This window comes from Leucothrix arctica (assembly GCF_003172895.1).
Taxonomy (GTDB): domain Bacteria; phylum Pseudomonadota; class Gammaproteobacteria; order Thiotrichales; family Thiotrichaceae; genus Leucothrix; species Leucothrix arctica.
In genome coordinates this window covers 643,868-668,895 of sequence record NZ_QGKL01000042.1, presented here as the reverse complement: position 1 = coordinate 668,895, position 25,028 = coordinate 643,868, and the positions used below count along the sequence as shown (strand labels likewise).

24 protein-coding genes are annotated in these 25,028 nt (G+C 42.4%); 23 read left to right on the top strand and 1 reads right to left on the bottom strand.

The window, feature by feature from the left end:
- Nucleotides 1-78: 78 nt before the first annotated feature.
- From DKT75_RS20155 to ampD, 6 genes are all read left to right on the top strand, one after another.
- On the top strand, nucleotides 79-2,307 hold the full coding sequence (locus DKT75_RS20155) for a YgiQ family radical SAM protein (protein ID WP_109826573.1): 2,229 nt from the start codon (nucleotides 79-81) through the stop codon (nucleotides 2,305-2,307).
- A 126-nt stretch (nucleotides 2,308-2,433) separates the two neighbouring features.
- On the top strand, nucleotides 2,434-3,273 hold the full coding sequence (locus DKT75_RS20150) for a D-hexose-6-phosphate mutarotase (protein ID WP_109826364.1): 840 nt from the start codon (nucleotides 2,434-2,436) through the stop codon (nucleotides 3,271-3,273).
- 379 nt (nucleotides 3,274-3,652) lie between these two features.
- Entirely contained in the window at nucleotides 3,653-4,366 is a 714-nt protein-coding gene (locus DKT75_RS20145) for a hypothetical protein (RefSeq protein WP_109826362.1), read from the top strand.
- Nucleotides 4,367-4,408: 42 nt separating this feature from the next.
- Nucleotides 4,409-6,103, top strand: coding sequence for a vWA domain-containing protein (locus DKT75_RS20140; protein WP_109826359.1), 1,695 nt, complete (start codon nucleotides 4,409-4,411; stop codon nucleotides 6,101-6,103).
- A 6-nt stretch (nucleotides 6,104-6,109) separates the two neighbouring features.
- Nucleotides 6,110-6,496, top strand: coding sequence for a hypothetical protein (locus tag DKT75_RS20135; RefSeq protein ID WP_109826355.1), 387 nt, complete (start codon nucleotides 6,110-6,112; stop codon nucleotides 6,494-6,496).
- 213 nt (nucleotides 6,497-6,709) lie between these two features.
- A complete protein-coding gene (gene ampD / locus DKT75_RS20130; protein ID WP_109826352.1) occupies nucleotides 6,710-7,291 on the top strand; it encodes a 1,6-anhydro-N-acetylmuramyl-L-alanine amidase AmpD in 582 nt (193 codons plus the stop codon).
- Here the strand turns inward: ampD and DKT75_RS20125 are convergent.
- Nucleotides 7,288-7,683: a bactofilin family protein gene (locus DKT75_RS20125; protein WP_109826350.1), complete on the bottom strand. Its 396-nt coding sequence runs from the start codon at nucleotides 7,681-7,683 to the stop codon at nucleotides 7,288-7,290. The two genes, ampD and DKT75_RS20125, sit on opposite strands and share 4 nt — an antisense overlap.
- A 328-nt stretch (nucleotides 7,684-8,011) precedes the next feature.
- On the opposite strand from DKT75_RS20125, the gene DKT75_RS20115 reads away from it, so the two are divergent.
- The 17 genes from DKT75_RS20115 to DKT75_RS20035 all read left to right on the top strand — a co-directional run bounded on the left by DKT75_RS20115 (nucleotide 8,012) and on the right by DKT75_RS20035 (nucleotide 25,015).
- Nucleotides 8,012-8,707 carry a hypothetical protein gene (locus DKT75_RS20115; protein WP_109826346.1) on the top strand — a complete coding sequence of 232 codons (696 nt, stop codon included), beginning with the start codon at nucleotides 8,012-8,014 and terminating at the stop codon, nucleotides 8,705-8,707.
- A gap of 10 nt (nucleotides 8,708-8,717) precedes the next feature.
- A complete protein-coding gene (locus DKT75_RS20110) occupies nucleotides 8,718-10,043 on the top strand; it encodes a hypothetical protein (RefSeq protein WP_109826344.1) in 1,326 nt (441 codons plus the stop codon).
- Nucleotides 10,044-10,049: 6 nt separating this feature from the next.
- Nucleotides 10,050-10,595, top strand: a complete 546-nt coding sequence (locus DKT75_RS20105; RefSeq protein WP_109826342.1) for a GTP-binding protein — start codon at nucleotides 10,050-10,052, stop codon at nucleotides 10,593-10,595.
- Nucleotides 10,592-11,251, top strand: coding sequence for a hypothetical protein (locus DKT75_RS20100; protein WP_109826340.1), 660 nt, complete (start codon nucleotides 10,592-10,594; stop codon nucleotides 11,249-11,251). Before DKT75_RS20105 ends, DKT75_RS20100 begins: the two co-directional genes overlap by 4 nt.
- A 24-nt stretch (nucleotides 11,252-11,275) precedes the next feature.
- Nucleotides 11,276-11,638 carry a roadblock/LC7 domain-containing protein gene (locus DKT75_RS20095; protein ID WP_109826338.1) on the top strand — a complete coding sequence of 121 codons (363 nt, stop codon included), beginning with the start codon at nucleotides 11,276-11,278 and terminating at the stop codon, nucleotides 11,636-11,638.
- 8 nt (nucleotides 11,639-11,646) lie between these two features.
- Nucleotides 11,647-13,377, top strand: a complete 1,731-nt coding sequence (locus DKT75_RS20090) for a FimV/HubP family polar landmark protein (RefSeq protein WP_109826336.1) — start codon at nucleotides 11,647-11,649, stop codon at nucleotides 13,375-13,377.
- A gap of 140 nt (nucleotides 13,378-13,517) precedes the next feature.
- Nucleotides 13,518-14,786 (top strand): motility hub landmark protein FimV, encoded by a 1,269-nt coding sequence (locus tag DKT75_RS20085; RefSeq protein WP_109826334.1) that lies wholly within the window; start codon nucleotides 13,518-13,520, stop codon nucleotides 14,784-14,786.
- 80 nt (nucleotides 14,787-14,866) lie between these two features.
- Complete coding sequence (gene cmk, locus DKT75_RS20080; protein WP_109826332.1) at nucleotides 14,867-15,538, top strand: (d)CMP kinase; 672 nt, start codon at nucleotides 14,867-14,869, stop codon at nucleotides 15,536-15,538.
- 164 nt (nucleotides 15,539-15,702) lie between these two features.
- Nucleotides 15,703-17,367 carry a 30S ribosomal protein S1 gene (rpsA, locus tag DKT75_RS20075; RefSeq protein ID WP_109826330.1) on the top strand — a complete coding sequence of 555 codons (1,665 nt, stop codon included), beginning with the start codon at nucleotides 15,703-15,705 and terminating at the stop codon, nucleotides 17,365-17,367.
- A 193-nt stretch (nucleotides 17,368-17,560) separates the two neighbouring features.
- Complete coding sequence (locus tag DKT75_RS20070; protein ID WP_109826328.1) at nucleotides 17,561-17,869, top strand: integration host factor subunit beta; 309 nt, start codon at nucleotides 17,561-17,563, stop codon at nucleotides 17,867-17,869.
- Between the two features lie 40 nt (nucleotides 17,870-17,909).
- Nucleotides 17,910-19,043, top strand: coding sequence for a tetratricopeptide repeat protein (locus DKT75_RS20065; RefSeq protein WP_109826326.1), 1,134 nt, complete (start codon nucleotides 17,910-17,912; stop codon nucleotides 19,041-19,043).
- Nucleotides 19,044-19,058: 15 nt separating this feature from the next.
- Entirely contained in the window at nucleotides 19,059-19,748 is a 690-nt protein-coding gene (gene pyrF, locus DKT75_RS20060) for an orotidine-5'-phosphate decarboxylase (protein WP_109826324.1), read from the top strand.
- Between the two features lie 94 nt (nucleotides 19,749-19,842).
- Nucleotides 19,843-21,330 carry a B12-binding domain-containing radical SAM protein gene (locus tag DKT75_RS20055; RefSeq protein ID WP_109826322.1) on the top strand — a complete coding sequence of 496 codons (1,488 nt, stop codon included), beginning with the start codon at nucleotides 19,843-19,845 and terminating at the stop codon, nucleotides 21,328-21,330.
- A 153-nt stretch (nucleotides 21,331-21,483) separates the two neighbouring features.
- Entirely contained in the window at nucleotides 21,484-22,725 is a 1,242-nt protein-coding gene (gene glyA / locus DKT75_RS20050; RefSeq protein ID WP_425451410.1) for a serine hydroxymethyltransferase, read from the top strand.
- A 9-nt stretch (nucleotides 22,726-22,734) separates the two neighbouring features.
- Complete coding sequence (gene nrdR, locus DKT75_RS20045) at nucleotides 22,735-23,205, top strand: transcriptional regulator NrdR (protein WP_109826317.1); 471 nt, start codon at nucleotides 22,735-22,737, stop codon at nucleotides 23,203-23,205.
- Between the two features lies 1 nt (nucleotide 23,206).
- On the top strand, nucleotides 23,207-24,394 hold the full coding sequence (ribD, locus tag DKT75_RS20040) for a bifunctional diaminohydroxyphosphoribosylaminopyrimidine deaminase/5-amino-6-(5-phosphoribosylamino)uracil reductase RibD (protein WP_245923276.1): 1,188 nt from the start codon (nucleotides 23,207-23,209) through the stop codon (nucleotides 24,392-24,394).
- 3 nt (nucleotides 24,395-24,397) lie between these two features.
- Nucleotides 24,398-25,015 (top strand): riboflavin synthase, encoded by a 618-nt coding sequence (locus DKT75_RS20035; RefSeq protein WP_109826315.1) that lies wholly within the window; start codon nucleotides 24,398-24,400, stop codon nucleotides 25,013-25,015.
- The last annotated feature ends 13 nt before the right edge of the window (nucleotides 25,016-25,028 follow it).

Below are 25,028 nucleotides of genomic sequence, written 5' to 3'. Positions count from 1 at the left end.
ATGCCTTTATTTAAAAAGAACCTTATTGTTTTCTCTCAGGTTATTTGTTTAATGTGGCGAAACCGCTATAATCGCGCGATGAATACACCTGATGCTCGCGACATATTTTCGCACCGTAAATTTTGGCCCCACAAATTTGGACCTGCTACTCAACTTCCTATGACTCGTGAAGAGATGGATGTTCTAGGCTGGGACTCGTGCGATATTATTATCTTAACGGGTGACGCTTATGTTGATCATCCTAGCTTCGGTATGGCGATCATTGGTCGACTACTTGAGTCTCAAGGCTTCCGTGTTGGAATCATCGCACAGCCAAATTGGCACAATGTTGACGACTTCCAGCGTTTAGGCAAGCCGAACCTGTTCTTCGGAGTAGCGTCAGGTAATATGGATTCGATGGTGAATCACTATACTTCGGATCGTAAACGTCGCTCAGATGATGCTTATACTGACGGTGGTGTTGCGGGTAAGCGCCCAGATCGTGCAACGATTGTATATTCACAACGAGCGAAAGAAGCTTATAAAGGTATTCCAGTTGTTATTGGCGGAATCGAAGCGAGTTTGCGTCGTATCGCACAGTATGACTATTGGTCAGGGAAAGTACGTCGTTCTATTCTGGTGGATTCAAAAGCAGACCTGTTGGTGTATGGAAATGCTGAGCGTGCGATTGTTGATGTGGCACATCGCTTGGCTAGTGGTGATAAAATCACAGAGATCACTGATCTTCGTGGTACTGCGTTTATGCGTCAAGGTATTCCTGAGGGCTGGACGGTTATTGACTCAACGAGTATTGATGAGCCAACTCACTTAGATCATCCAGTCGCTGATCCGTATGTGGATACGACTAAGCAGAATGATTGCGAAAAAAGCAATACAGATGCTGTGACTAAAATTGAGAAAGAAAACGAAGGTGCTAAGCAAGTTGTTTTCTTTGATCATCGTCCTAAGAATATTGACCGTGATACCAGTGTTATTCGTGTGCCGTCTTATGATCAGGTGGTTGAAGATAAGTATTTGTACGCTCACACTTCGCGAGTATTTCACTTAGAAACAAACCCAGGGAATGCCCGATCGCTAGTTCAGCGCCATGGTAAGCGAGATGTATGGCTTAACCCGCCACCAATTCCGCTCACTATGTCTGAGTTTGATAAGATGTTTGAGTTTCCGTATACCCGTAAACCTCATACAGCTTATGGCGACTCTATAAACCCTGCTTACAACATGATTAAGTTCTCAGTGAACATCATGCGTGGTTGTTTTGGTGGTTGTACGTTCTGCTCTATTACAGAGCATGAAGGTCGAATTATCCAGAGTCGTTCTGAAGATTCAATTATTCGTGAAGTTGAGACGATTCGCGATAATGTACCTGGCTTTACTGGAAATATTTCAGACCTTGGTGGCCCGACTGCAAACATGTATCGTTTGCAGTGTAAGAGTAAAAAAATCGAAGCATCTTGCCGACGTTTATCCTGTGTATTCCCAGGTATCTGCAGCAATCTAGATACCAATCATAAGCCGTTGATTAATGTCTATAAGCGAGCACGTGAATTACCGGGCATAAAAAGAGTCTTTATCGCATCTGGTTTGCGGTATGACTTGGCAGTTCAAGACCCTGAGTACGTGAAAGAACTAGTGACGCATCATGTTGGTGGTTACTTGAAGATTGCACCTGAGCATACTGAAGCTGCACCATTGGCTAAAATGATGAAGCCGGGTATAGGTAGTTATAACCGATTCAAGCAGTTGTTTGATAAGTACTCAGAGGAAGCGGGCAAAGAACAATACTTGATTCCTTACTTCATCTCTGCTCATCCGGGTACGACGGATGAAGATATGTTGAACTTGGCGCTTTGGTTGAAGGAAAGTAATTTCCGTCCAGATCAAGTGCAAGCATTTTTGCCAACACCGGGTGCGCTTGCTTCTGCGATGTATCACGCCGGCGTCAACCCGTTGAAAAAGGTTGATCGAGTTACATCAGAGCTTGTAGGTACTGTTCGTGACCCGGGACAGCGTCGTTTGCATAAAGCATTCTTGCGTTACCATGCACCAGAAAACTGGCCAGTCATTCGCCAAGCGCTAAAGAGCATGGGTCGTGAAGAGTTGATTGGTAATAAGAAGAGTTGTCTTGTGCCTGCTTGGGATCCTTCAAAGCCACGCTCTAAGTCTACAGGTGGTAGTGGTAGCGATTTACATCATCGTATTCGCGTAAAATCACCCGGCAGTAAAGGGCCAGTTAAAGGTAAGGATGGACGTGGAGGACGAGGCGGTAAAGGGCCTAGGCCACCAGCGTCTGGTAAACGAACCTAGCTGATATTTAAAGCGCCCTAAGTACTGAGTATTTAGGGCGCTTTTTATTGATTATAGAAACGCTATTGCGATTAACTCAGTCGCTAGCGACACTCAGTCATAATTAAAAAATTATAAGGTATATCTATGCTTTCTCTACCGTCGTCTATTAGCTACCAGCAACAACCCGGTATGTTAAAAACACTGATGATTGATAATCAGTTTGCTACTGCTGAAATAGCATTATTCGGTGCACACATGCTGAGTTTTATCCCGAAGCACGTCCAGCGAGAACGTTTATACGTCAGCGATTCAAGCATTAGAGATGGGAAAAGGGCAATCCGCGGTGGTGTGCCTATTTGCTGGCCATGGTTTGGTGGCTTAAATGAAGGTTATCAAATGCACGGCTATGCAAGAGAGCGTGTTTGGGAGTTGATTAGTGCGACTGAAAAAGACGATTGTACTGAGTTAGTTTTATCTTTAGCAGACACTATTGGTGAAGGTTTTTTTGGAAAAGCGACTGTCTCAGTGGCGATTTGCGTTGGAAAGACTTTGTCTATGTCATTGACGACGACGAATGTTGGAGATGATGCTTTTGAGTTCAGTACAGCACTACATACTTACTTCGCAGTTGATGACATTAATAGGGTTGAGCTAGTGGGTATGACCGGAGACTACACGGATAAGGTGAACGATTGGGCAATTGGTACGACGCCCGTGCCTTATAGATTTCCAGAAAGAACTGATCGTATTCATTTTAATCCAGCTAAATATTTGACGATTGTTGAAGGTGATAATACAGTTAATATCGAATCAGCAGGGCATGACAGTATTATTGTATGGAACCCAGGTGCGGAGCTTTCAAAATCGATGACGGATATGTCGGATGATAGTTACCTGAAAATGTTATGTGTAGAAACGGGAGTAACACAGGGTAAAAAGCTTGCGGTAGGTGAAATACATACTATGAGTTTAATTGTTGATTAGATGTTGTTTTCAACATAGATAAAACCTTACTGCAAGATTAATAGTTTTTATTTTAGATGAAAAAACACCGTGTATCACTTGACTTAAAAAAATAATAAGCTTGTCCACAGAAGCTGTGGATAACTCTGTTAGCAGTATCATTTAAGGTAGGCTAGAGCCTTTGTTTATAAGGCTTTCAGCGAATTGATTAAAAAATAACCAGTATCAAAATGCACTGTATATCAACCACTTAAGTTGCACCGTTTATTGAACTAGAAAAATACCGTAAAATAGCGCCACAAACGGTTAGTGATGATGAGGGCTTTTTAGTTGCATGTGCGGTGCTGTACATTACGCATGTCACAATGACAGTTACTCGATAACGTGAGACACTTTATCCATGATTAAACGCTATACTTATATTGCACTATTACTCTCATTAATCTCATTCGGTGCTTTCTTTTGGTGGTTTCAAGGGAACATTATTGCTATAGGGATTTATGCTGTTATTGGCTTGGTGTCTGTACTGTCAGTACCTGTGCTATATCGCATGGCAGGGTATTCAAATGCTGACGATGTTGAATGGTTGGCAGAGCGTGAGGCAAGTGAGCATGAGGAGATGCGTCAACGCTTAAATACAATTAGCGCGGATCTTGAAGCGCTTGGCTTAAATGAAGGTAAACGTCAGGTTACTTTACTGACCGATATCATCGACGACTATCATTCGGTGGTTGAAACGCGCTTCTTCGGTAAAGCTAGTGTGCCCACTACTTACTTAGGCGCTGCACGTTCCGTTCAGAAGCATGCTATTCAAAACCTTGCTGACGTTGTTGCAGTTGGTCATAGCTTATCAACACTGTCTAGAAATCATAGACAAGCTAATGATGTTGAAAATACACAGCAGCAAGCGCGCCATGAAAAGCAAAATGAGTTATTGAGTAATCAGCAGCAGCGCCTCGATGGTTTATTTGAAGAAAATAACAAAATGTTTCACTCTCTTACTGAAACAGCTGTCGAGATTGCCAATATTCGATCATTTAGTGACTATGAGCGCACTGACGCCTTAGCTCGGCTAGTTGCATTGGCGCAAATTGCAAATAAAAGCGGTCGTTAATCTAACGGTTGCAGGTACTTCCTAAAAATACAGGATAGAAAAATGTCACAGTTATTCAATAAAACAATAATAAAAAAAGTAAACGTTCTAATCATGGCCTCTACTGCTGCACTAGTGTTGACTGCGTGTGATGTTGTCGTTGACTCGGCTGAAAAAGCCGCTGAATCAATTCATAAGCTGGTTGCTGAAACTATTGAGCCTAGCTACAGAGAGAATCAAGTACGTGCCAATATTCAATTAACGCAAACTAATTTGTTATCGATGCTGCCTGACTTAGCTGAGTATCCGATGACGCTAAACGCACGTGATGATAACTCGACAGAAGCGGTTGAAATATTTACTTCTTCTGAAAAAGCAGGAACAGGCCGTGATGGTTTCTACGTTGAATTAGCCACCGCCTTCAATAACCAAAATAATCGTATCGCTAATGGTAAGCGAGCGAAGATAGCTGTTCGTAAAATGGCGTCAGGTCTCGGTGCGCAGTTCATGCAAGCGCGCCGTTATATGCCCGATGCTTTCTCACCGAGTAATACCTTGTGGGGTGACTTACTTAATGCCAATGGTGTACCGCTTGTTTCAATCGCTGATGTAACCGCGCCTAACACTGCCGGTATCGTCGTTAAAAAATCTAAAATAGATATGATCACGACCGATGGCAAGTTAGATGTTTCAAAGCTACTGACTAACGTAAGTAGCGGTAGTTTTGCGATGGGGTACACCAACCCTTACCAGTCAAGTACGGGTCTTAACTTCCTGTTGACCATCCTTAATTCCTTTGCTGAAGGTGATGAGTCACAAATGTTATCACCAGACGTCGCGAGTGCTTTTGAAGCTTTTCAGGCAGGTGTACCGTTTGTTGCGCAAAATACGATTCAAATGCGTGATGCTGCTCAAGGCAGTGGGGTTCTGGATGCATTAGTGATGGAGCACCAATCATGGGTGAATGTAACAGGTATGAACGATTATGAATTCGTACCTTTTGGTGTTCCACATAACAGCCCATTGTATGCGACGCCTGAAGCCGACCCTGCTGAACGTGAAGTATTGGCTTTGTTTGCGAAGTTTATTGAATCACAACAGTCTCTAGCTAAGCGTTTTGGTTTTGGCCAGTCGGCTAGTGAAACGTCATACAGAATTATTGATGGCACCATCATTGGTCAGGCTCAAAAACTCTGGAAGCAGAAAAAGTCAGGTGGTCGTCCTGTTGCTGCAGTCTTCGTTGCTGATGTCTCTGGCTCAATGGAAGGGACTCGTATTAAAAACTTGAGAAAGGCACTTGTTGAGTCATCTGACTTAATTAGCTCAAATAACTCGATTGGATTAGTGACATACAGCGAAAAGGTGAATGTTGACTTGTTTGTGCGCCCATTCGATGTTCAGCAAAAAGCGTTGTTTAACGGTGCAATTGGCCGCTTACAAACAGGTGGTAAAACAGCGACTAATGACGCGGTAATGGTCGCAGCTGAGCTTCTATTAGAGTATGGAAAGACCAGCCCAGATCATAAGAAAGTTATTTTCCTATTGTCAGACGGCTCAACCAATCGTGGTTTGACCTTTGAGGACATTGAAAAGTCTTTAGAGTGGTCAGGCATTCCAGTGCATACGATTGCCTATGAAGTTAATGGCCAAGATACTGATCTCAAAGCAATGGCCGCTTTAGCGGAAGGCGCATACGTTGAGTCAAGTTCAGGCTCTGCTTCATATCGTATCGGTAATTTATTGAATTCGGAGATGTAGTCGCTGATGAAGCTAATTAAGGTTTTTGCGTTATTTTTGGTATTACATGGCTCTGCTTGGGCAGGCGCTCACTTTTACCTAAGTCAAAATAAGCCTGAAGTCTTGGTTGTGGTTGATACCTCATACGCTATGAAAACGAAATTCAGCGAGGTGAGTGACTGGATTGATGATTTCGAGTCGGGTTCTCGTTACAAAACGGTTGTGATAGGGACTGATAAGGCATTGTTAGGTGAGCTATCAAAGCTGAAGGCGCAGTCAGTGATTTTTCGTACTGCTTTTGGTCGTATGACAGATGCAAGCTTAGATCGTTATGCAAAGTATCCAGCTAAAGAGAGAATATTGCTTTCTGACGGTACTGTTAAGTCAAAGGGGTGGAAGGTCATTAGTTTTTAATTTTACTTTTAATGGCTAGTTGAGCGTGCTAATTGTGGTTTCTTTGGCCGAACATTAAGGAAAAGTTAATCTTTAGCAATGTATCTATGAATTACTTGTCAAATTGTGGTGGCGGATTTATTCTAAAGGCTCCCCAATCTAGCAGTACTTTTGGCTCATCCTATTTTAGTTTGAGCCAATTTTTTCTAATAAAAATAATTTGGTTGGGTGAATATGCAAATCTCTAAAAAAACGGGCTTGATAGAGGGTGTCAATTTTCTGGCGTCGCCTAATCATGATGATCGTACAGATGAAAACGACATTAGCTTAATCGTTGTTCACAATATATCTCTTCCGCCAGAGCAGTTTGGTAGCGAACATATAAGTCAGTTATTTACAAATTGTCTTTGTCCTGATGAGCACCCGTTTTTTGCTGAAATAAATCATCTTCGTGTGTCTAGCCATGTCTTAATTCGGCGTAATGGCGACATTGTTCAATACGTACCTTTCCATAAGCGTGCATGGCATGCAGGAATTTCTAGTTATCAAGGTAGGGAAGTGTGTAATGACTTCTCGATTGGTATAGAGCTAGAGGGTACGGATAATCAGGCATTTTGTGATGAGCAATATCACTCGCTAAATGTGTTGGTGCCAGCCTTGCAGGATACTTATAAAGGCTTGGCAATTGGTGCTATAACGGGTCACGAAGATATTTCACCGGGTCGCAAAACAGATCCAGGGCCGTACTTTAAGTGGGAAAAGGTGGCAGAGCCATTAGGTGTTGACTTGCCTGCTAAAGCCGAGGTCTGTCGTTAGCTTTTTAGTTCTTCTTTAGCTTCCTTCATGGATATGAGATGTCCGGATAGATGTGCACCTTGGTCCAACTCGATGTCGTTGTAATGAACATCACCGATGACTGTAGAGCCTGTTTTGATGCTAATGCGATGACTTGCAAATACATTTCCCGTGACTTTACCCTTGATCTGGATGTACGGAACACGAATCTCCCCAGTTACCGTAGCGCCTTCTTCAATCAGTAGGGTTGCTTCAGAGTCAGGCGGGGAAATGATATTGCCGTAAACATTGCCTTTTAATTGTAGCAATCCTGAAAAAGAAAGATCTCCCACAAGTTTGATATCTTCTTCCAGTTGTGATGCGACACGACGCGGCTGTACAGGGGGTAAAGACTTGGTTTTTTTTCCAAACATATGCTCTGAGACCTTCGGAACTTAGTTATGAATTTAATAAGGTTGAGGGGGAATTAAATTCAAGAGAATGTTGAGTAGCGATGTTAGTATATCCCCTGAATATTTTTTATTACAATGATTTACTTCACTGATGGCTATGATATTTATATTATCGAAGTCATAGAATTTTTGTATAGATATAAGATACATATCATCAAAAGTGCTTTCTGGCACAATCTTTATAAAGTTTAATCTACCGTATATCTTTTTATTCATCTTTCTTATAAAGTCTACGCCTTAATTCCGTAACTCCTTGAGTGTCAAACTGGATTTTGGGTACTAACATTTTATGAGTGTAAACCATACAAGTTCGGATTCGTCGAACGCATATAAGCTACCTGCTATTTTTAGTTTAGAAGGCCTAAAAGTTTTGCAGTTGGGTGCTAATGACTCAACAGATGCTAATCGACGCTATTTGGCTCACCACGTAAAACGTTACCCGCTTGATTTACGAGTACAGGTACAACGTATCTTAATCAATCAAGACCAAGGTCATCTTTCTGGTGCCTTACAAGACTTATTTATAGCCCTTAAGGATAATGGCTTAAAACTTCGTCAAATGGTTTATAGTCGAGTACAAGCGCACTTAGTCAAAGAAGAGCAGGACTTTTTTTCCAATTGGCTGGAGAAAGGTTATGACGAATCTTACAATGACCGCTTTATTGAAGGGTCAGTGTTGTCGATAGGTTTGGTCTCAAAAGGATTACCTTTATTATCCCTGAGTACTAAAGCGTCAAGTAGCTATACTAGTCATTATCAAGAAGCCGTTGATTGCCTAGAGTATGGGCAGCTTGAAGTCGCGCAAGAGTTACTGGAACAAGAAATGTTGAATCCAGAAGGGGATTCTCGTACTGAAGAAGAGCTGTTAAGAGTCTACAGTTATACAAAAGATTACGAGAGTAAGGAACGTTTGTTGGCTTTACTGATGGAGCAAGGCCGAGAACTGAGTCCTGACTGGAAATTGTCAAATACCAAGGAAGGGTGACAAAAACTCAATGATAGATCAATCACAGCAGAACTCTGCTTTGCGTGTTTGCCTAGAGGATGTGGGTACACATAATAGAGCCGTTCTGGATTTCTTTTTTGCTAAGCTTGGGCAGCATACTTTTCGTTGTGTTGACTCTCAAGTTGAAGCTAATGTACTTATTATCGATTACGACTTTCCGCCTGCCCGTCAGCGTTACGAAAGTGAGTACCAAGAATGGCAGAAGCCCGCCATTATTTTATCTATTTCTGAAGTTTCTCTCGATAACGTCATTTGGTTGCCAAAGCCTTTAACAAGTCGCTCATTATTGGATGCAGCAGCGTCCGTCAGAGCATTGCTTAAAGTAGATGTTAGTGATGAGGCTATCGAGAAGTTAAGTAATCAGAAAATTGCAAAAAACATCGAGTCTTTTGTTGCTGAGAAGCCTGTGTCATTACAGCGTCCAGTGATAAAAAAAGCGGAAGTACTTGTTAGTGTCCCGTTAGTTAACAAAGCAGAAGTTGTTGAAGAGACTAAAGCTGTCGACTATGACACTCAGTCGGTCAAACAATCCCCAGTTAATTTGCCAGTCGAAAAAAATGTAGAACCAAGTATGCCTGTAAAGACTAGTTTAACCGATCAGCAACAAGCACAGCGTTGGGTCGAGTTATGTGGTGATTTACCTGATTTTGATGTTTCTGCAAATCTTGTGAGCATGCAGGCAGAAGAGAGTTTCTTCATCTCTAGTGTCAAAGATGCCGTTAGGTTAGCAAGGCAATGCCAGCAAGGCGTGTTGCTTAACTTCCCTCAAGCAAAAATATTTGTACTGCCTGAAATTCACCGAATTTTCTGTACGGTGTCAATCGATGGTCCTGATTTTATAGCACTGATCCGAGACTGTAATTCAGGTGATGGCGGTAAGATGCATATTCTGAGTACACCTGAAATTCACGAGCTTAATGAGCTGATATCGAATCAAAGTACTTCATTATATGACCTTGAGTCATTTGTTTGGACTAGTGCTTTACTCTCTGCTCATGGCTTACTGCCTAGGGATTTAGACCCTAACAAAGTGGTTGGGTTAAAACATTGGCCAAGTATGACGCGTGTCGCATTGTTTCCGCATATAATGCCGATCGCAGCGCAATGGGCAGCTCAGGGAATGAATGCTTTTGATGTGGCCAAGACCCTAAATGTTCCTCAACGTTATGTTTTCTCTTTTTACAATGCGGCTAATACCCTCGGTTTGATCGAAATGGATCCTGAAAAATTGATTAAGAAGCAATCTACAACTCGTAAAGCCGAAGCCCCTCGTGGTTTGTTCTCGCGTTTACTTAAACGTTTGGTTGGGGGTTAAGGAAAAATGAGTACTGCGAATAAGAAAATAATTTTTACAGGGCCGGTTGGTTCAGGCAAGACAACGGCCATTCGCTCAATCAGTGATATTGAAATTGTCACGACAGATGAGCAAGCATCAGACATGACGCGTGCACGTAAAGAGTCAACTACGGTTGCTATGGATTACGGCATGATCAAACTGGGTGATACGGAACGCGTCCATTTATATGGTACTCCGGGCCAAGAGCGCTTTAGCTTTATGTGGGATATTTTGACGGAAGGCGGCATTGGCCTAGTGTTGTTAATTGACAACTCCCGCAAAGACCCTCAGCAAGATTTGAAATTTTATACACACGCCTTTCGTGACTTCATTGAAGCACAGCAGCTAGTTGTTGGTGTCACACGTATGGATACACACCGTGTACCCAATGTGCAGGATTATCGCGACTGGTTAGATCAGTTAAAAATTACAGCACCTGTCTTTGAGGTTGACGCACGAAAGCGTGAAGATGTCTCTATGTTAATGCAGGCGATGTTGATGTCATTAGCCCCTGGAGCTGAAATATTATGAGTGATTTTATTTCAAGTGAAGACTTATACTTGAGCGTAACGCCTGGTGGGAGTTTTTATTCTGTTCAAGATGATTCTGATGGTTTTGGCCGTGAGTTCATAAAGCGTTTGTTAACGGTCGATGAAACACCCGTGTTTAACTTGGCTGCTGCTCAAGCGTTGAGTGGGTTAAATGATGAGACCGAAACGCTAGAGTTTATTCAACTACTACAAGATGCTGGCTTCATTGCTGGTCAGAAAAATACCGAGGTAGCACCCTCTGGTAGCTTGGAAAGTCTACTGCCTGGTTTGTTGCAAAGTCTATCGAGTGATGGGCGGGCAGTTTTGGCGGAAGGGCAAGGCTTGTATCTGGGAAGTTCAGGCTTTCCTCATGAAGCAGCGGAAGAGCTGGCAGCGTTAAGTGCTAGTTTGACGGCTATTTATAAAAGGCACAAAGATGTGCTTAAAGGTAATTTGGGCTACAGTCAGCGAGCATGGGGTTTGATCGATGCTGCTGGAAATAGTGAGATTGGCTTTTGGCCATTATATATCGGCAAAGATCGATTCACTTTGATTATTGGTGGAATGCCGCAGTTAAACCAGTCGGCATTCACACAACTAATTTGGGCTTTAGAACGACGTTACGGCTCAAACAGTTCCATAACATTAAAAAACTAAAATACATTTTACGGGAGTAAACGCATGCGCGCAGAAATGTTAAATTCGATCTTAAGCGACCTCAATGGATCAACAGCGGACATTGAAGCATCAGCAGTTTTATCTAAGGATGGCCTAATGATGGCTGCACTACTGCCTGCTGCAATGGATGAAGATAGAGTCGGTGCGATGAGTGCTGCTATGTTGTCTCTAGGTGATCGTACAGCTCAAGAACTTGCTCGTGGTACACTAGAGCAAGTGCTTATCAAAGGTGATCACGGTTATATTTTGATGACACATGCTGGAAACGAGGCCGTTGTAACGGTGCTTGCTAAGCCCAATGCTCGTTTAGGCTTAATCTTTTTAGATGTTAAACGTGCTGCTGAAAGTATTGCTAAGATTCTTTGAGATTTCTCATGACTAATCGTACTCATTCACTGATATTACAATTGAAACCTCGTGCGTTGTCGGCAGCGATAGGCTTAACACTATTTGCTAGCGCAGTATCGCAGGCTGATAGTAACTACGGTCCAATCGCTCCGGGCGAGACACTCAGTAAAATCGTGAGTGAAAACTACCTTGTCAGTCCGCATTCCGACATTGTTATTATGCGTGAAATATTCCGGTTAAATCCGGAGTCGTTCATCAATAATAATATGGGCTTGCTTAAGCAGGGTGTTGAACTTGTCCTTCCTGATGATAATAGTATTCGTCGTTCAACGGGGGGGCAGGTAGTCAATGTTCCTGTTGCACCAGTGCCTGTTCAGTCGAGAATGCGATTAGTTACGGTCCAAGAAAGTTTAAGATTAGCGAATAAAGAAAGTGATGACCTAAAGATTAGTTTGTCGCGTACTCAAGCCGAGTTATCTAGTTGGAAAGTACGTTTTGAGAATGCACAAGCTCGTCTCTCAGAAGTTACTGAAAAAGTTGTCGATACAGCACCTACTTCACTGGGTAATGATACTTCCCTAGCTTCTTTAGAAAGTAACCTTAATAAGGTGAGAGGAGAGCGTGAAGCAGCAAAAGACCAGTTGGTTGAAGCTCAAGAAGTATTAGATGATTTAAAGGTCAAGCTAGAAGAGGCTGTATCCACAGAGTCTGAGTTAAAGGCGTTGCTTGAAGTAACACGATCATCTGAAGCAGATCTCAAGACTGAGTTGAAAGCTGCTAATGATGCACTAGCGCTATCAAAAGAATCACTTACTGAGTCTGTTGAGTCGGCATCGTCACTCAAACAGGGTTCTAGTCAACAGTCTGTTGCACTTATAGCGGCTGAGCTAACTAAACAAAGTCTTGATAAAAGTACTGCGTTAATTGTAGAAAAAGATCAAGAAATTGCGTTGTTGAAAGCCTCGGTTACGGATCTTGAAAAACAGTTAGAAGCAATTCCGGCTCCTGTCGTTGCGACGACTAGTGTTAGTAGTAATGCTGTAAATATTGAGGCGAATAAAACAATTGCTGATCTAAATCAGCAAATTGCTATTTACCAAGAAGAAGTAAAAGAACTTAAGTCTCAGAATGATGAGCTTGTTAATGAGTTGATGGCGTCAGCTGCACCCGTTGGTGATATGGATTCTATGATGGAAGTAGATCCATTGGTTACTGACGGACTCTTGCCTGAAGAAAGTGTGATAGCAGAAATTAGTGACGATTCAATTGAAAGCAGTAATGTAGGGTTTTTTAATCGTTCAGTTACCTTGCCTACATGGAGTGCTCTTCTAGCGATGTTAGCACTTGGGTTAGCTGCATTTATGGTGATTTTAGGTCGTCGAAATAAATCTATACCAGCAGTTGGCTCCAACGCGACTGGTATGGAAGACGTAGTATTTAAAGCTGGTAACTTAGATGCTAGAGATCAAGATGTAGAGGCACTAAGAGTACCGCCTCGTCGAGACCCTTCTCGAGTTGCTATTCTTGACCCATCAATGACTGGGGAGCTAGGTAATGAGCCTGCTGTTCAATCAGAGTCAGAAGTATCTAAGTCATCAAATAGTGATGATTCAGAGCTAAAGCTTGTAATGGCTGAGGCTTATATTGAGTTGGCCGATAGCCAAGCAGCGAATGAGTTATTACATGAAGTTCTACTGGAAGGTACCGCTCAGCAGAAAACTTCAGCTGAATTGTTAATGTCACGTTTAGCAGGGTGATTTTTTAATACCACCCATCGTTTTTTTGATGGGTGTGAATTTTTTGAGTGATACATTATCTCTGGGGAAGATTCGCTCCACAGGTGATCTGTATTTGATTTTACTGGCGGATCTTCAGCATTAGCTGGAGTATAAAAATAATGATATCGTCATCAAATCGGGTTTCTTCTAATGTCAGTAAGCTTTCTGCTGCACTGATTATATCAAGTTTAACGTTTTATTCTGGAGCTGCTATTGCAGACCAGGCGTATGGGCCTGTGCGCTCCAACGATACCTTGAGTAAAATTGTTAATCGATATTATGTCGGACCTAAGCGTTCCCCAATGGGTTTGATGGTCGAAATTGTTGAAAAAAACCCACAAGCTTTTGTCCGCGGAAATATGAATCTGCTGAGACGAAATGCACTTTTATCGCTACCCGGCAATGACTGGTTAAAAGATGAGTCAACATTCGTTACTCCGGATGATGCATCTATAGCGAAGCTCGCCAATACACTGAAAATTACACCTGCAAAAGCGGATACTAATAAGTTAGGTGTTCAAGATCGATTAGTCTTTTTAGAGGCAGAGCGAACAAGTTTGATTGCTCAGGTTGCTGGCCTGAAGCGAGAAAATGCAAGGTTAATTCAACGAGTCTCTTTATTGGAAAACCAGAGTAAGCAATCTGATGAACAGTTGAGACTACTTGATTCAGAGATAATTAGAGTGACCAAGCTTCTGAAGAATAATCAGGGTGCACCGCTGTCGCCTGCAGACCTATCTCAGGTTGAAGCACTACAGCAGCAGCTTGATGATGTGAGAAATGAAACACTAAATCTGAAGACTCAGCTTGAAGCGGCTCAGTCAGATCTTTCAGATAACCGTGAAATACAGAAACAAGCAGATAGAACTATTGCGCAGTTGACTCAAGAGAATGAGCAACTTAATGCTCTAATTGATGATGCTCAGCCTGGTGTTCATTATTTTGGTGATGCTGAGGGTAATAACAGTATTGTTATGTTTAACGATAGATTTAAACTACCTATCTGGAGTATGGTTGCTGGTGGAGCACTATTGTCCCTAATACTAGTTGCGCTATTGTCGACTCGCCGTAAAGAAACAGATGGTGTAAGTATAGTTGCCGATGAGAAGGTGGCTCTACCTGAAAACAGTTACGATGATTTACTAGAGAGTGATGATTCATCTTTAGAAAGAGGCTTTAGTCAATCAGCAGTTAGTGAGCCAGAAGAAAATGTCTATAAAATGTTTGATGAAGGTAGTCTCGAAATGGACCTTAAGTTAGATATGGCGAAAGCCTATTTAGAAGTGTCAGATTTTGAGTCTGCAAAATCAGTTTTAGAAGAAGTTATCGAAGGTGGTAGCGAGCTTCAGCAGCGTCAAGCAAACAGATTGATGAAGCAGGCTGCATAAGTCTGAAGTGATAGGGTTGGTTAGTTGTCTTCAAACAAGGCATAATTTACCTAATTAGATTTAAGTGAAGCTTGGTAGTGATGAGTAATACCCCTGTTATAACAATCGATGGTCCCGCTGGTTCTGGTAAAGGCACTATTGCGCAACGCATTGCCAAAGAAATGGGCTGGACTATTCTAGATAGTGGCGCCCTCTATCGTCTAGTCGCCTTTGCAGCGATTCAAAATGCTTGTTCTTTTGATGATGAAGTTGGTCTTGCTGAGATCGCTCGTAACTTACCTGTCACTTTTGAAGCACAAGATAATAATATTGTTTTGGCGTTACTTGATGGCGTTGATGTTAGTCAATCTATACGTAGTGAAAAAGCAGGTGATGCAGCATCAAAAGTTGCCGCAGTTATCTCAGTAAGAGAAGCGTTACTTCAGCGTCAACGTGACTTTGCCCAATTACCAGGGCTTGTTGCTGATGGTCGTGATATGGGGACGGTTGTTTTTCCTAATGCGACTTTAAAAATATACCTCACAGCGAGCGCAGAAGTTCGCGCCCAAAGACGTTTAAAACAGTTGAAAGATCATGAGCTTAATGATAATCTCGCCAGCCTAATCAGTGATATACAAGAACGCGATGCGCGTGACATGAATCGAAAGCACTCTCCATTACGCCCTGCAAAGGACGCACATGAGATAGATACTAGTGATTTGTCTATCGAAGAGGTTGTTGCCAAGATTCTGTCTTTCTATAAGTCTCACTGAAAAAGAACATTAGAGTTACTAACACCCTGTTAGCAAAAACGATATTTATATCAGCTATTTAGTAACTTTACTTAGTCTATTTTCAAGCTTAATAATGAGTTTGAAAATTAACTTAACCCGACGTTAGCAGGGTGCTGTCGTTTATATATTTAAGGTTTTATACCATGAGCGAAAGTTTTGCAGAGTTATTTGAAGAGAGTTTGACGTTTATTGAAATGACGCCAGGTTCTTTAGTCAACGCAACAGTTGTTGAAGTAACTCCAGATTTTGTAACGGTTAGTGCAGGCCTAAAGTCAGAAGGCGTTATTCCTGCTGAGCAATTCAAAAACGAAGCCGGTGAAATTACCGTTGTAAAAGGCGATGTTGTTGAAGTTGCATTGGAAAGCGTTGAAGACGGCTTTGGTGAGACTAAATTGTCTCGTGAAAAAGCTCGCCGTTTACGTGCTTGGGAAGTGTTGGAAGAAGCACTCGAAAATGACGAAATTATTACTGGTATCATCAGCGGTAAAGTTAAAGGTGGTTTCACCGTTGAGCTTGGTGATATCCGTGCTTTCCTACCTGGGTCATTGGTTGATGTGCGTCCTGTACGCGACACGACTTACCTAGAAGGAAAAGAGCTAGAATTTAAACTTATCAAGCTAGACCAGCGTCGTAACAACGTAGTTGTTTCTCGTCGTGCGGTTGTTGAAGAAGAGTACAGCGCTGAGCGTGATGCACTTCTTGAGACACTAGCTGAAGGTAAGGTAGTTAAAGGTATCGTCAAGAACCTGACCGACTACGGTGCTTTCATCGACTTGGGCGGAATTGACGGTCTTCTACATATCACTGATATGGCTTGGAAGCGTGTTAAGCATCCTTCAGAAATCATCCAGATGGGTGATGAAGTTGACGTTAAGATCCTTAAGTTCGACAAAGAGAAGAGCCGTGTATCACTAGGTCTTAAGCAATTGGGTGAAGATCCATGGCAGGACCTTGTTCGTCGTTACCCTGTAAACACTCGTTTATTCGGTAAGGTGAGCAACTTGACTGACTACGGTTGTTTCGTAGAGATCGAAGATGGTGTTGAAGGTCTTGTTCACGTTTCTGAAATGGACTGGACTAACAAGAACGTTAACCCATCTAAAGTCGTTACACTAGGCGATGAAGTTGAAGTAATGATCTTGGATATCGACGCAGAACGTCGTCGTATCTCTCTTGGTATGAAGCAGTGTAAAGCTAATCCATGGGATGAGTTTGCTAAGTCATTCAACAAGAACGACATCGTTAAAGGTAACATCAAGTCAATCACTGACTTCGGTATCTTTATCGGTCTAGATGGCGGCATCGACGGTCTAGTACATCTTTCTGATATCTCTTGGAATGTTCAAGGTGAAGAAGCTGTACGTGATTACAAGAAGGGCGACGAAGTTGAAGCAATCGTTCTTGCTGTAGATCCAGAGCGTGAACGTATTTCTCTAGGTATCAAGCAAATGGATCAAGACCCATTCTCTGCTTACCTAGCTGCTAACCCTAAGGGCACAATCGTTAAAGGAACAATCACTGAAGTGACTCCTAAGATGGCTAAAGTTGACCTTGGCGATGGTATTGAAGGATCTCTACGCGCTTCTGAGCTTTCTCGTGACCGTGTTGAAGATGCAAGCACTATCTTGAAAGTTGGCGAAGCAGTTGAAGCTAAGTTCATGGGCGTTGATCGTAAGACACGCATGATGAACCTATCTATCAAAGCGAAAGACTTTGCTGATGAAGCTGAAGTAATGAAAGAGTATAGTAATCGCTCTTCTTCAGGTACTTCACTTGGTGATATCTTCAAAGAGCAGATGGGTGAGTAATTACAGATTTTCTCTGTAAAGAAAGCTTAAGCTAGTTGGTTTACGGACCAATTAGTCTGCTATAAAAAGCCTGATGCGCACATGTGTATCAGGCTTTTTTTATTTAAATTCAAGATCTTAATAGATTTCTCTCTATTATTTTTTTAGGAGTCGTAGTAAACTCCCATCGAACAAGAACGAGGAACACAGAGCAATGACTAAATCCGAAATTATTGATATTCTTTCTAGAAAACAGAGCCACTTAAGTGGTCGTGATGTAGAGCTATCCGTTAAAATATTACTAGAACAAATGAGTGATACTCTATCGTCAGGAAGTCGTATCGAAATCAGAGGGTTTGGTAGCTTCTCTTTACACTACCGCGCAGCACGTCGTGGACGTAACCCTAAAACAGGTGAGACAGTAGATTTGTCGCCTAAGTACGTTCCTCACTTTAAGCCAGGTAAAGCACTGCGTGACCGTGTAGATGCCTCTAAAGAAACCTTTCCGATTACTGAACAATAGATATTGCTTTTAGCGCTGTTGTTATTGAGAAGAGCTACTCATGATTGAGTTACTATTTTTACTGTTGCCTCTAGCATTTTACTCGGGTTGGCGAGCATCAGGAAAAAGTCTCAAAAAACAATCGCCTGAAAAGCGTCAGCTTTCTGATAATTTTGTAAAAGGTGTAAATTTCCTTTTAGATGAGCAACCCGATAAAGCACTGGATGTATTCCTTAATCGTCCAGAAATCGACGAGTACACAGCAGAAACTTATCTTTTGTTGGGAAATCTATTTCGTAATCGTGGTGAAGTAGATCGAGCCTTAAGTGTTCATCAAAATCTAATTGGTAGAGCATCGCTCAGTCGCGAACAAAAAACCATAACTATGCTTGCACTAGGTAAAGACTTCCTTGCTGCAGGTATGATGGATAGGGCTGAAAGTGTTTTTACCGAATTGTTGCAAACAAACCCTAGTGATGTTGACGCTAGAAAAGCGTTACGTAATATTTACGAGCAGACACAAGAGTGGGAAAAGGCAATTGAAGTCACTCAATTGTCAGCTAGCGAAGATGTTAGTCATTTAATTGCTAACTATTACTGCGAGCTTGCCGAACAAGCGCTCCAGACAGGACATATTCAACAAGTTAATGAGCTTTTAAGTAAAGCCTCAGAATCTGCTCCAAACTCCAATCGAATTAAGATTCTTCAAGCTGATGTTCAATTAATGCAACATGAGCACTTTGCTGCAAGTAGCTTGTATTTAGAGGTGGCTAAAATAGCGCCTCAATTGTTGGCTATGATCTATCCCTCAATGGTAAAGGCCTATACTGAAGCTAATATTATTGGCGATTTACAAGGCCAGCTGTTTCAGTTATTCGAAACATCCTCTGATGTGAAAGTACTTGAGTTCGCTTTACGCTTAGCGATCGAGCATGGCCCAAATGAGGTTGTTGCAGAGCGTCTACCTGAGGTATTGACTACTCGCCAATTAAACGTGCGTACAATTAGTAAAGCAGTGACTGTGTATCAAGCACAAGACAGTGATAATGAACCGCTGAAACTCATTGATAGTGCTATGGGTAAATACCTATCTAGCCAGCCAGGTTTTCAGTGCCTTCACTGTGGATATAAAATGCACGATTTTTTATGGCGCTGTCCAGCGTGTAACCACTGGGACGAAGTTGCCCACGTTTAGTTTTAGGAATAACTTATGTCTAGTATGTTAATTATTGCGTTGGATTTCCCAACGGCTAAACAAGCGCTTGAGTTTATTGAGCCACTTTCTCCAAACGATTGTATTTTAAAAGTAGGTCTACAACTCTACGTTGCATCAGGCCCAGAATTCGTAAAAACATTAGTTGCAGCAGGTTATAAAGTATTTTTGGATCTTAAGTTTCATGATATTCCTAATACTGTTGCAGGTGCGTGCCAAAGTGCTGCCGACCTAGGTGTTTGGATGATTAATGTTCATGCAAGTGGCGGCCCAGTGATGTTAGATGCTGCAGCTAATGCGTTAAGTACTTATGATAAGCCACCTTTGCTTATTGCCGTCACAGTACTCACGTCTATGAATCAAATACAACTTGAAGCTACAGGTGTGTCTGGGGAGCCTGAGCATCAAGTAAAGCGTCTTGCGGCTTTAACGGCTAACCACGGATTATCGGGTGTCGTTTGCTCCGCTCAAGAAGCAGAGATGCTTCGTGCAGAACATAAAGATGAATTCTTGCTCATAACACCCGGTATTCGTCCTACTGGTTCTGATCAGGGAGATCAGCAGCGTATTATGACGCCTGAAGCAGCCAAAGCTGTTGGTGTTAACTACATTGTAGTTGGCCGTCCAATTACTCAAGCCAAGCAGCCTTTGTCAGTGATTCAATCAATAAACTTATCACTTAAATAATTAGCGTTTTACTAGTGACATCGATAAATGATATTGATCAATTATTTGTTATGTCGATGCTACTTTTATCTAAATTATGTCCTATAAATAGGGCATGGAAAATAAAACTCAAACCAGTAATATTCTATTCGTAGATCTTAATAACTTTGCAGCATACCCAACGCTAGCCGTCGGTTATCTAATAAAAAGTTTGCGACAGGCCCACTATAACGTTGAGTTATTGAGTCCGTTAGCCCTTGGTGTTCCTGCCTTTACACGAGATAACCCTGAGACGTGGAAAGATCAGCTGATGCGGCGACTGTATTTTTCAGGCAACCCTGTTATGCGCTTATCCCGAGACTTTCTAAGGGAGCAACTTGCAAAGCGAAATACTAAACCGCACCCTAAAATGCTTTCCGAATTAGACAAGGCAATAGAGAAAAAGCCTTCAGCAATTCTAATATCGGCTTATTTAGATCATTTTGAGATGTGTAAGATTATTGGGGAAAAAGCTAAAAAACAGGGAGTACCTGTTCTTCTAGGTGGGCCATTCTTTAATCTTGATCGTGTTACAAAGCAATGGCTTGGCTTAGAGGGTATCAATGCTATCGTTGGTGGTGAGGTAGAGTTTGAGCTGGTTGATATTGTCAAGGATATGCTTGCGGGTAAAGATCTATCTGATCATGAAGGTGTGTTTACCATTAGGCAAAACACCGAAGTACAACCATTACTCCCATTACAGCAGTTAAATCGTTTACCAGCGCCTGATTTTACAGATTTTCCTTGGCAGAAGTATCCACACAAGATTGTTCCAATTATGTCCGGTCGAGGATGTAGTTGGGGAGCCTGCACTTTCTGTGGTGATGTTGTGTCAGCAAATGGTCGCACATTCCGTTCACGAGGCTTAGATGCAGTACTCGATGAGCTGCGTGTTCAGTCTAATATCCACAGTAGTAGTGACTTTATTTTTCTCGATATAAAATTAAATTCGGACTTAGATGTTTGGTATGGCTTAATAAATAATATGCAGAAAACAGTACCCGGGGCTAGATGGATAGGTACCGTACATGTGAATCACCTAGGTGATAATGGGCTTGATCGGGAGAGTTTATTTGCTGCTAAGAAAGCGGGTCTGACACGGATTTCTTTTGGTTTGGAGTCAGGAAGCCAAGTGTTATTAGATACAATGAAAAAAGGCACAAAAGTAGAGGAGGCGGGTGAATTTTTAAAGAATGCTTATGATGCAGGGATCAGTGTCAGAACATCAATGATGCAGAGTTTTCCCGGTGAAACGGCTGAGGACTTGCGTCTCACCGTTGAGTTTATTAAAAAACATGAAAAGTACTTAGACCGAATTCGTCTATCGCGTTTTAAGCCGTTGCCTGATACACCGTTTGATCGTATTTACCAAAAACAGCCTGATCGATTCCCGTATATGAAAAACTTTAAATGGGATTACAAACTAGCTCGTGGTCTGTATCAATATTATCCTCCAAGGGATGCTGAATACCGAAAGCAAAAGAACTTACTGCTAGGTCTCGTTTACGATATCAACCGTAAAACTCTGCGAGATGATGCAAAAGAGTTCAATGGTATGATGTAATCGACCGGAATGGGGAGATTTTGCTAGCTATGAAATTCGGGTTTCCGATACACTATACAGCTCTGTAATCGTATTGCAGAAATGACCCCATACCAGTTTTTAGAATTGCCGTAGCTTTAGCTAAAAGGAATAGTAAACGTGTTTAACATTGATATGAATATTGCCGACTATGATGCCGAGTTATTTGAGTCGCTTGCTGATGAAGCACAGCGCCAAGAAGACCACATCGAACTAATCGCGTCAGAAAACTACACAAGCCCTCGTGTAATGGAAGCGCAAGGCTCTGTACTTACTAATAAATACGCAGAAGGCTATCCTTCAAAGCGCTACTACGGTGGTTGTGAGTTTGTTGATGTTGCTGAAAGCTTAGCTGTTCAACGTGCGAAAGATTTGTTTGGCGCTGACTACGCAAACGTACAGCCTCATTCAGGTTCGTCTGCAAACCTTTCTGTTTACATGGCACTACTTAATCCAGGTGACACAGTCTTAGGAATGAGCTTGTCTGACGGTGGTCACTTGACTCACGGTTCACACGTAAGCTTCTCTGGTAAGGTTTACAACGCAGTTCAGTATGGTCTAAATAATGAGACTGGCGAAGTAGATTATGATCAAGTTGAAGCACTAGCGCTTGAGCATAAGCCTAAGATGATCATTGCTGGTTTCTCTGCGTATTCTCGTATTATGGATTGGCAGCGTTTCCGTGACATTTCGGACAAAATTGGCGCAATTTTGTTTGTTGATATGGCTCACGTTGCTGGTCTAGTTGCAGCAGGTGTTTACCCATCCCCTGTACAGATTGCTGATGTTACGACGTCAACAACTCACAAGACGTTACGTGGTCCACGTGGTGGAATCATCCTAGCTAAAGCTAACCCAGAGATTGAGAAGAAGCTTAACTCTGCGGTATTCCCTGGTACACAGGGTGGTCCTTTGATGCACGTTATCGCTGCTAAAGCGGTTTCATTCAAAGAAGCGATGGAGCCTGAGTTTACCACTTACCAAAAGCAAGTGGTTAAGAACGCTCAAGCAATGGCTAATACATTCATCGAACGTGGTTTTAACATCGTTTCTGGTGGTACTGATAACCACTTGTTCCTACTTGATCTGATTGATAAGGGACTGACGGGTAAGGTTGCTGACGCTGCACTAGGCAATGCTCACATTACAGTAAACAAGAACTCTGTACCCAATGACCCACAGTCTCCATTCGTGACTAGCGGAATTCGTATTGGTACGCCTGCAATCACTACACGTGGCTTTAAAGAGCAAGAGTGTATTGATCTGACTAACTGGATTTGCGATATCTTAGAAAATATTGATGACCAAACTGTTACTGACGCTGTTAAAGCTAAAGTAAGTGCAGTTTGTAAGCGTCTTCCAGTTTACGCAGAGTAAGTTAAGCGAATGCATTGTCCCTTTTGTAGTGCCACAGATACTCGAGTTGTTGACTCACGCTTAGGCCCTGATGGAGATCAGGTTCGTAGACGCCGTAAATGCGGTAGCTGCGATGAGCGTTTCACAACCTATGAGTATGCCGACCTTAATATGCCACGTGTTTCAAAAAGCGATGGCGTAGGGGAAGCGTTTAACGTGGACAAAATACGCGCAGGGATGATGCTAGCGTTAGAAAAACGTCCGGTCAGTATGGATAGTATTGATCGGGCGATTCAACAGATTAAGAAGAAAATATTAAGCAGTGGCTTACGTGAAGTAGAGTCGCAGTGGATAGGCGAGCGAGTGATGGATGAGTTGCGTGAGTTAGATGGCGTAGCCTTTATCCGTTTTGCATCGGTTTATCGCAGCTTTAGTGATATAGACGAGTTTGTCAAAACGATTAACTTGATGGAAAGTAAAGCAGCTACCCAAAAGAGTTAATATGACTGACATTCGACACTTGCAGTACATGGTCCGAGCCATTCAACTTGCGAAGCGTGGTCAGTACACAACGCACCCAAACCCCCGAGTGGGTTGTGCCATTGTTAAAAATGGTAATGTCATTGCCGAAGGTTATCACCGTCGAGCAGGGCAACCACATGCCGAAATTGACGCCCTACAAAATTTATCCGAATCACCTGTTGGTGCTACTGCTTACGTTACTTTAGAGCCTTGCTCACACACTGGTAGAACACCACCATGTTCAGATGCATTAGTGAAAGCAGGCGTATCAGAAGTTGTTATTGCTATGCAAGACCCTAATCCTCGCGTTGCGGGTCGTGGCATTAAGCGTCTGAAAGATGCAGGTATTAAAGTCACTAGTGGTGTTTTAGAAGCGGAGTCTCGTGCGTTAAATCCTGGGTTTATAAAACGGATGGAGCAGGGTTTGCCCTTTGTTAGAGTTAAAATGGCGACTAGTTTAGATGGACGTACAGCACTTGCCTCAGGTGAAAGTAAGTGGATTACAGGCGAAAGTGCCCGTAAAGATGTACAGTTTTATCGTGCTAAATGTGATGCGATTTTGACGGGTATCGGTACTGTACTAGCTGATGACCCTTCATTAACCGTTCGCCTTACCGCCATTGAGTTAGATATCGAAGGTGAAGTCAGGCAGCCAACGCGTGTTATCTTAGATACTCAACTGCGCTGCCCACCATCTGCTAAGATATTATCGTTATCGGGTAAGACACTTATTTACACTGCGGTGAGTGGAAGTGCAGTTATGATCGATGAAGCAACGAACAAGACCACTATAGACAAAGCTGCTAGCGTAACAGCCGATAAGATTTCAGCTTTAGTTCAAGCGGGTGCTGAGGTCGTTGTTGTTGAAAAGGATGCTAACGGCACTATATCGTTAGTTGAAGTATTAAAAGACCTAGCTAACCGTGAGATAAACGAAGTACACACCGAAGCAGGCTCAAAGCTTTGCGGGAACTTGCTAGAAGCAGGTTTGGCCGACGAGTTATTATTGTATATGGCGCCACATTTGTTAGGTAGTGACGCGATGGGTGCTTTTAATCTCCCAAATTTGACCACCATGCAACAGAGAATTAACCTGAAAATTCAGGATATTCGTGCAATTGGTGATGATTGGCGTATCATAGCCGCCCTTGAACAGACGCAGGTTTAGACCATGTTTACTGGAATTATTCAATCAAAAGGCACCGTCGAAACACTTACCCCAAAGGGTGGAGATGTTGAGCTAACTATAGCAACGGGTAAGCTTGAATTATCTAATGTTGTGCTAGGTGATAGCATCGCTGTAAATGGTGTGTGTCTGACCGCTGTAAAACTAACCGAAACAAGCTTCACTGCTGATGTGTCAAAAGAGACGTTGTCTCTTACATCTTTGGGTGATTTAGCCCTTGGGTCTCCGGTTAATCTTGAAAAAGCACTAACCTTAGAAACTCATTTAGGTGGTCACTTAGTCAGTGGTCATGTTGATGGTTTGGGTGAAGTTATTGAGCGCCGTGATGATGGTCGTTCGGAATGGTTCAAGGTGCGTACACCAGCGGCACTGGCAAAGTATGTTGCTGCAAAAGGTTCGATCACTATTGATGGTACAAGCCTAACGGTTAACCGTGTTAATGGCTGTGATTTTGAAATCAATATCGTGCCACATACAATTCAAGAAACAATTATTGGTAACTATCAAGCAGGCACAAAGGTTAACCTTGAGGTTGATCAGATTGCACGTTACTTAGAGCGCTTGTTATTAGGCGATAAAGCGGCAATTAGTACTGAAGACTAGCTCCTAAAGAAAA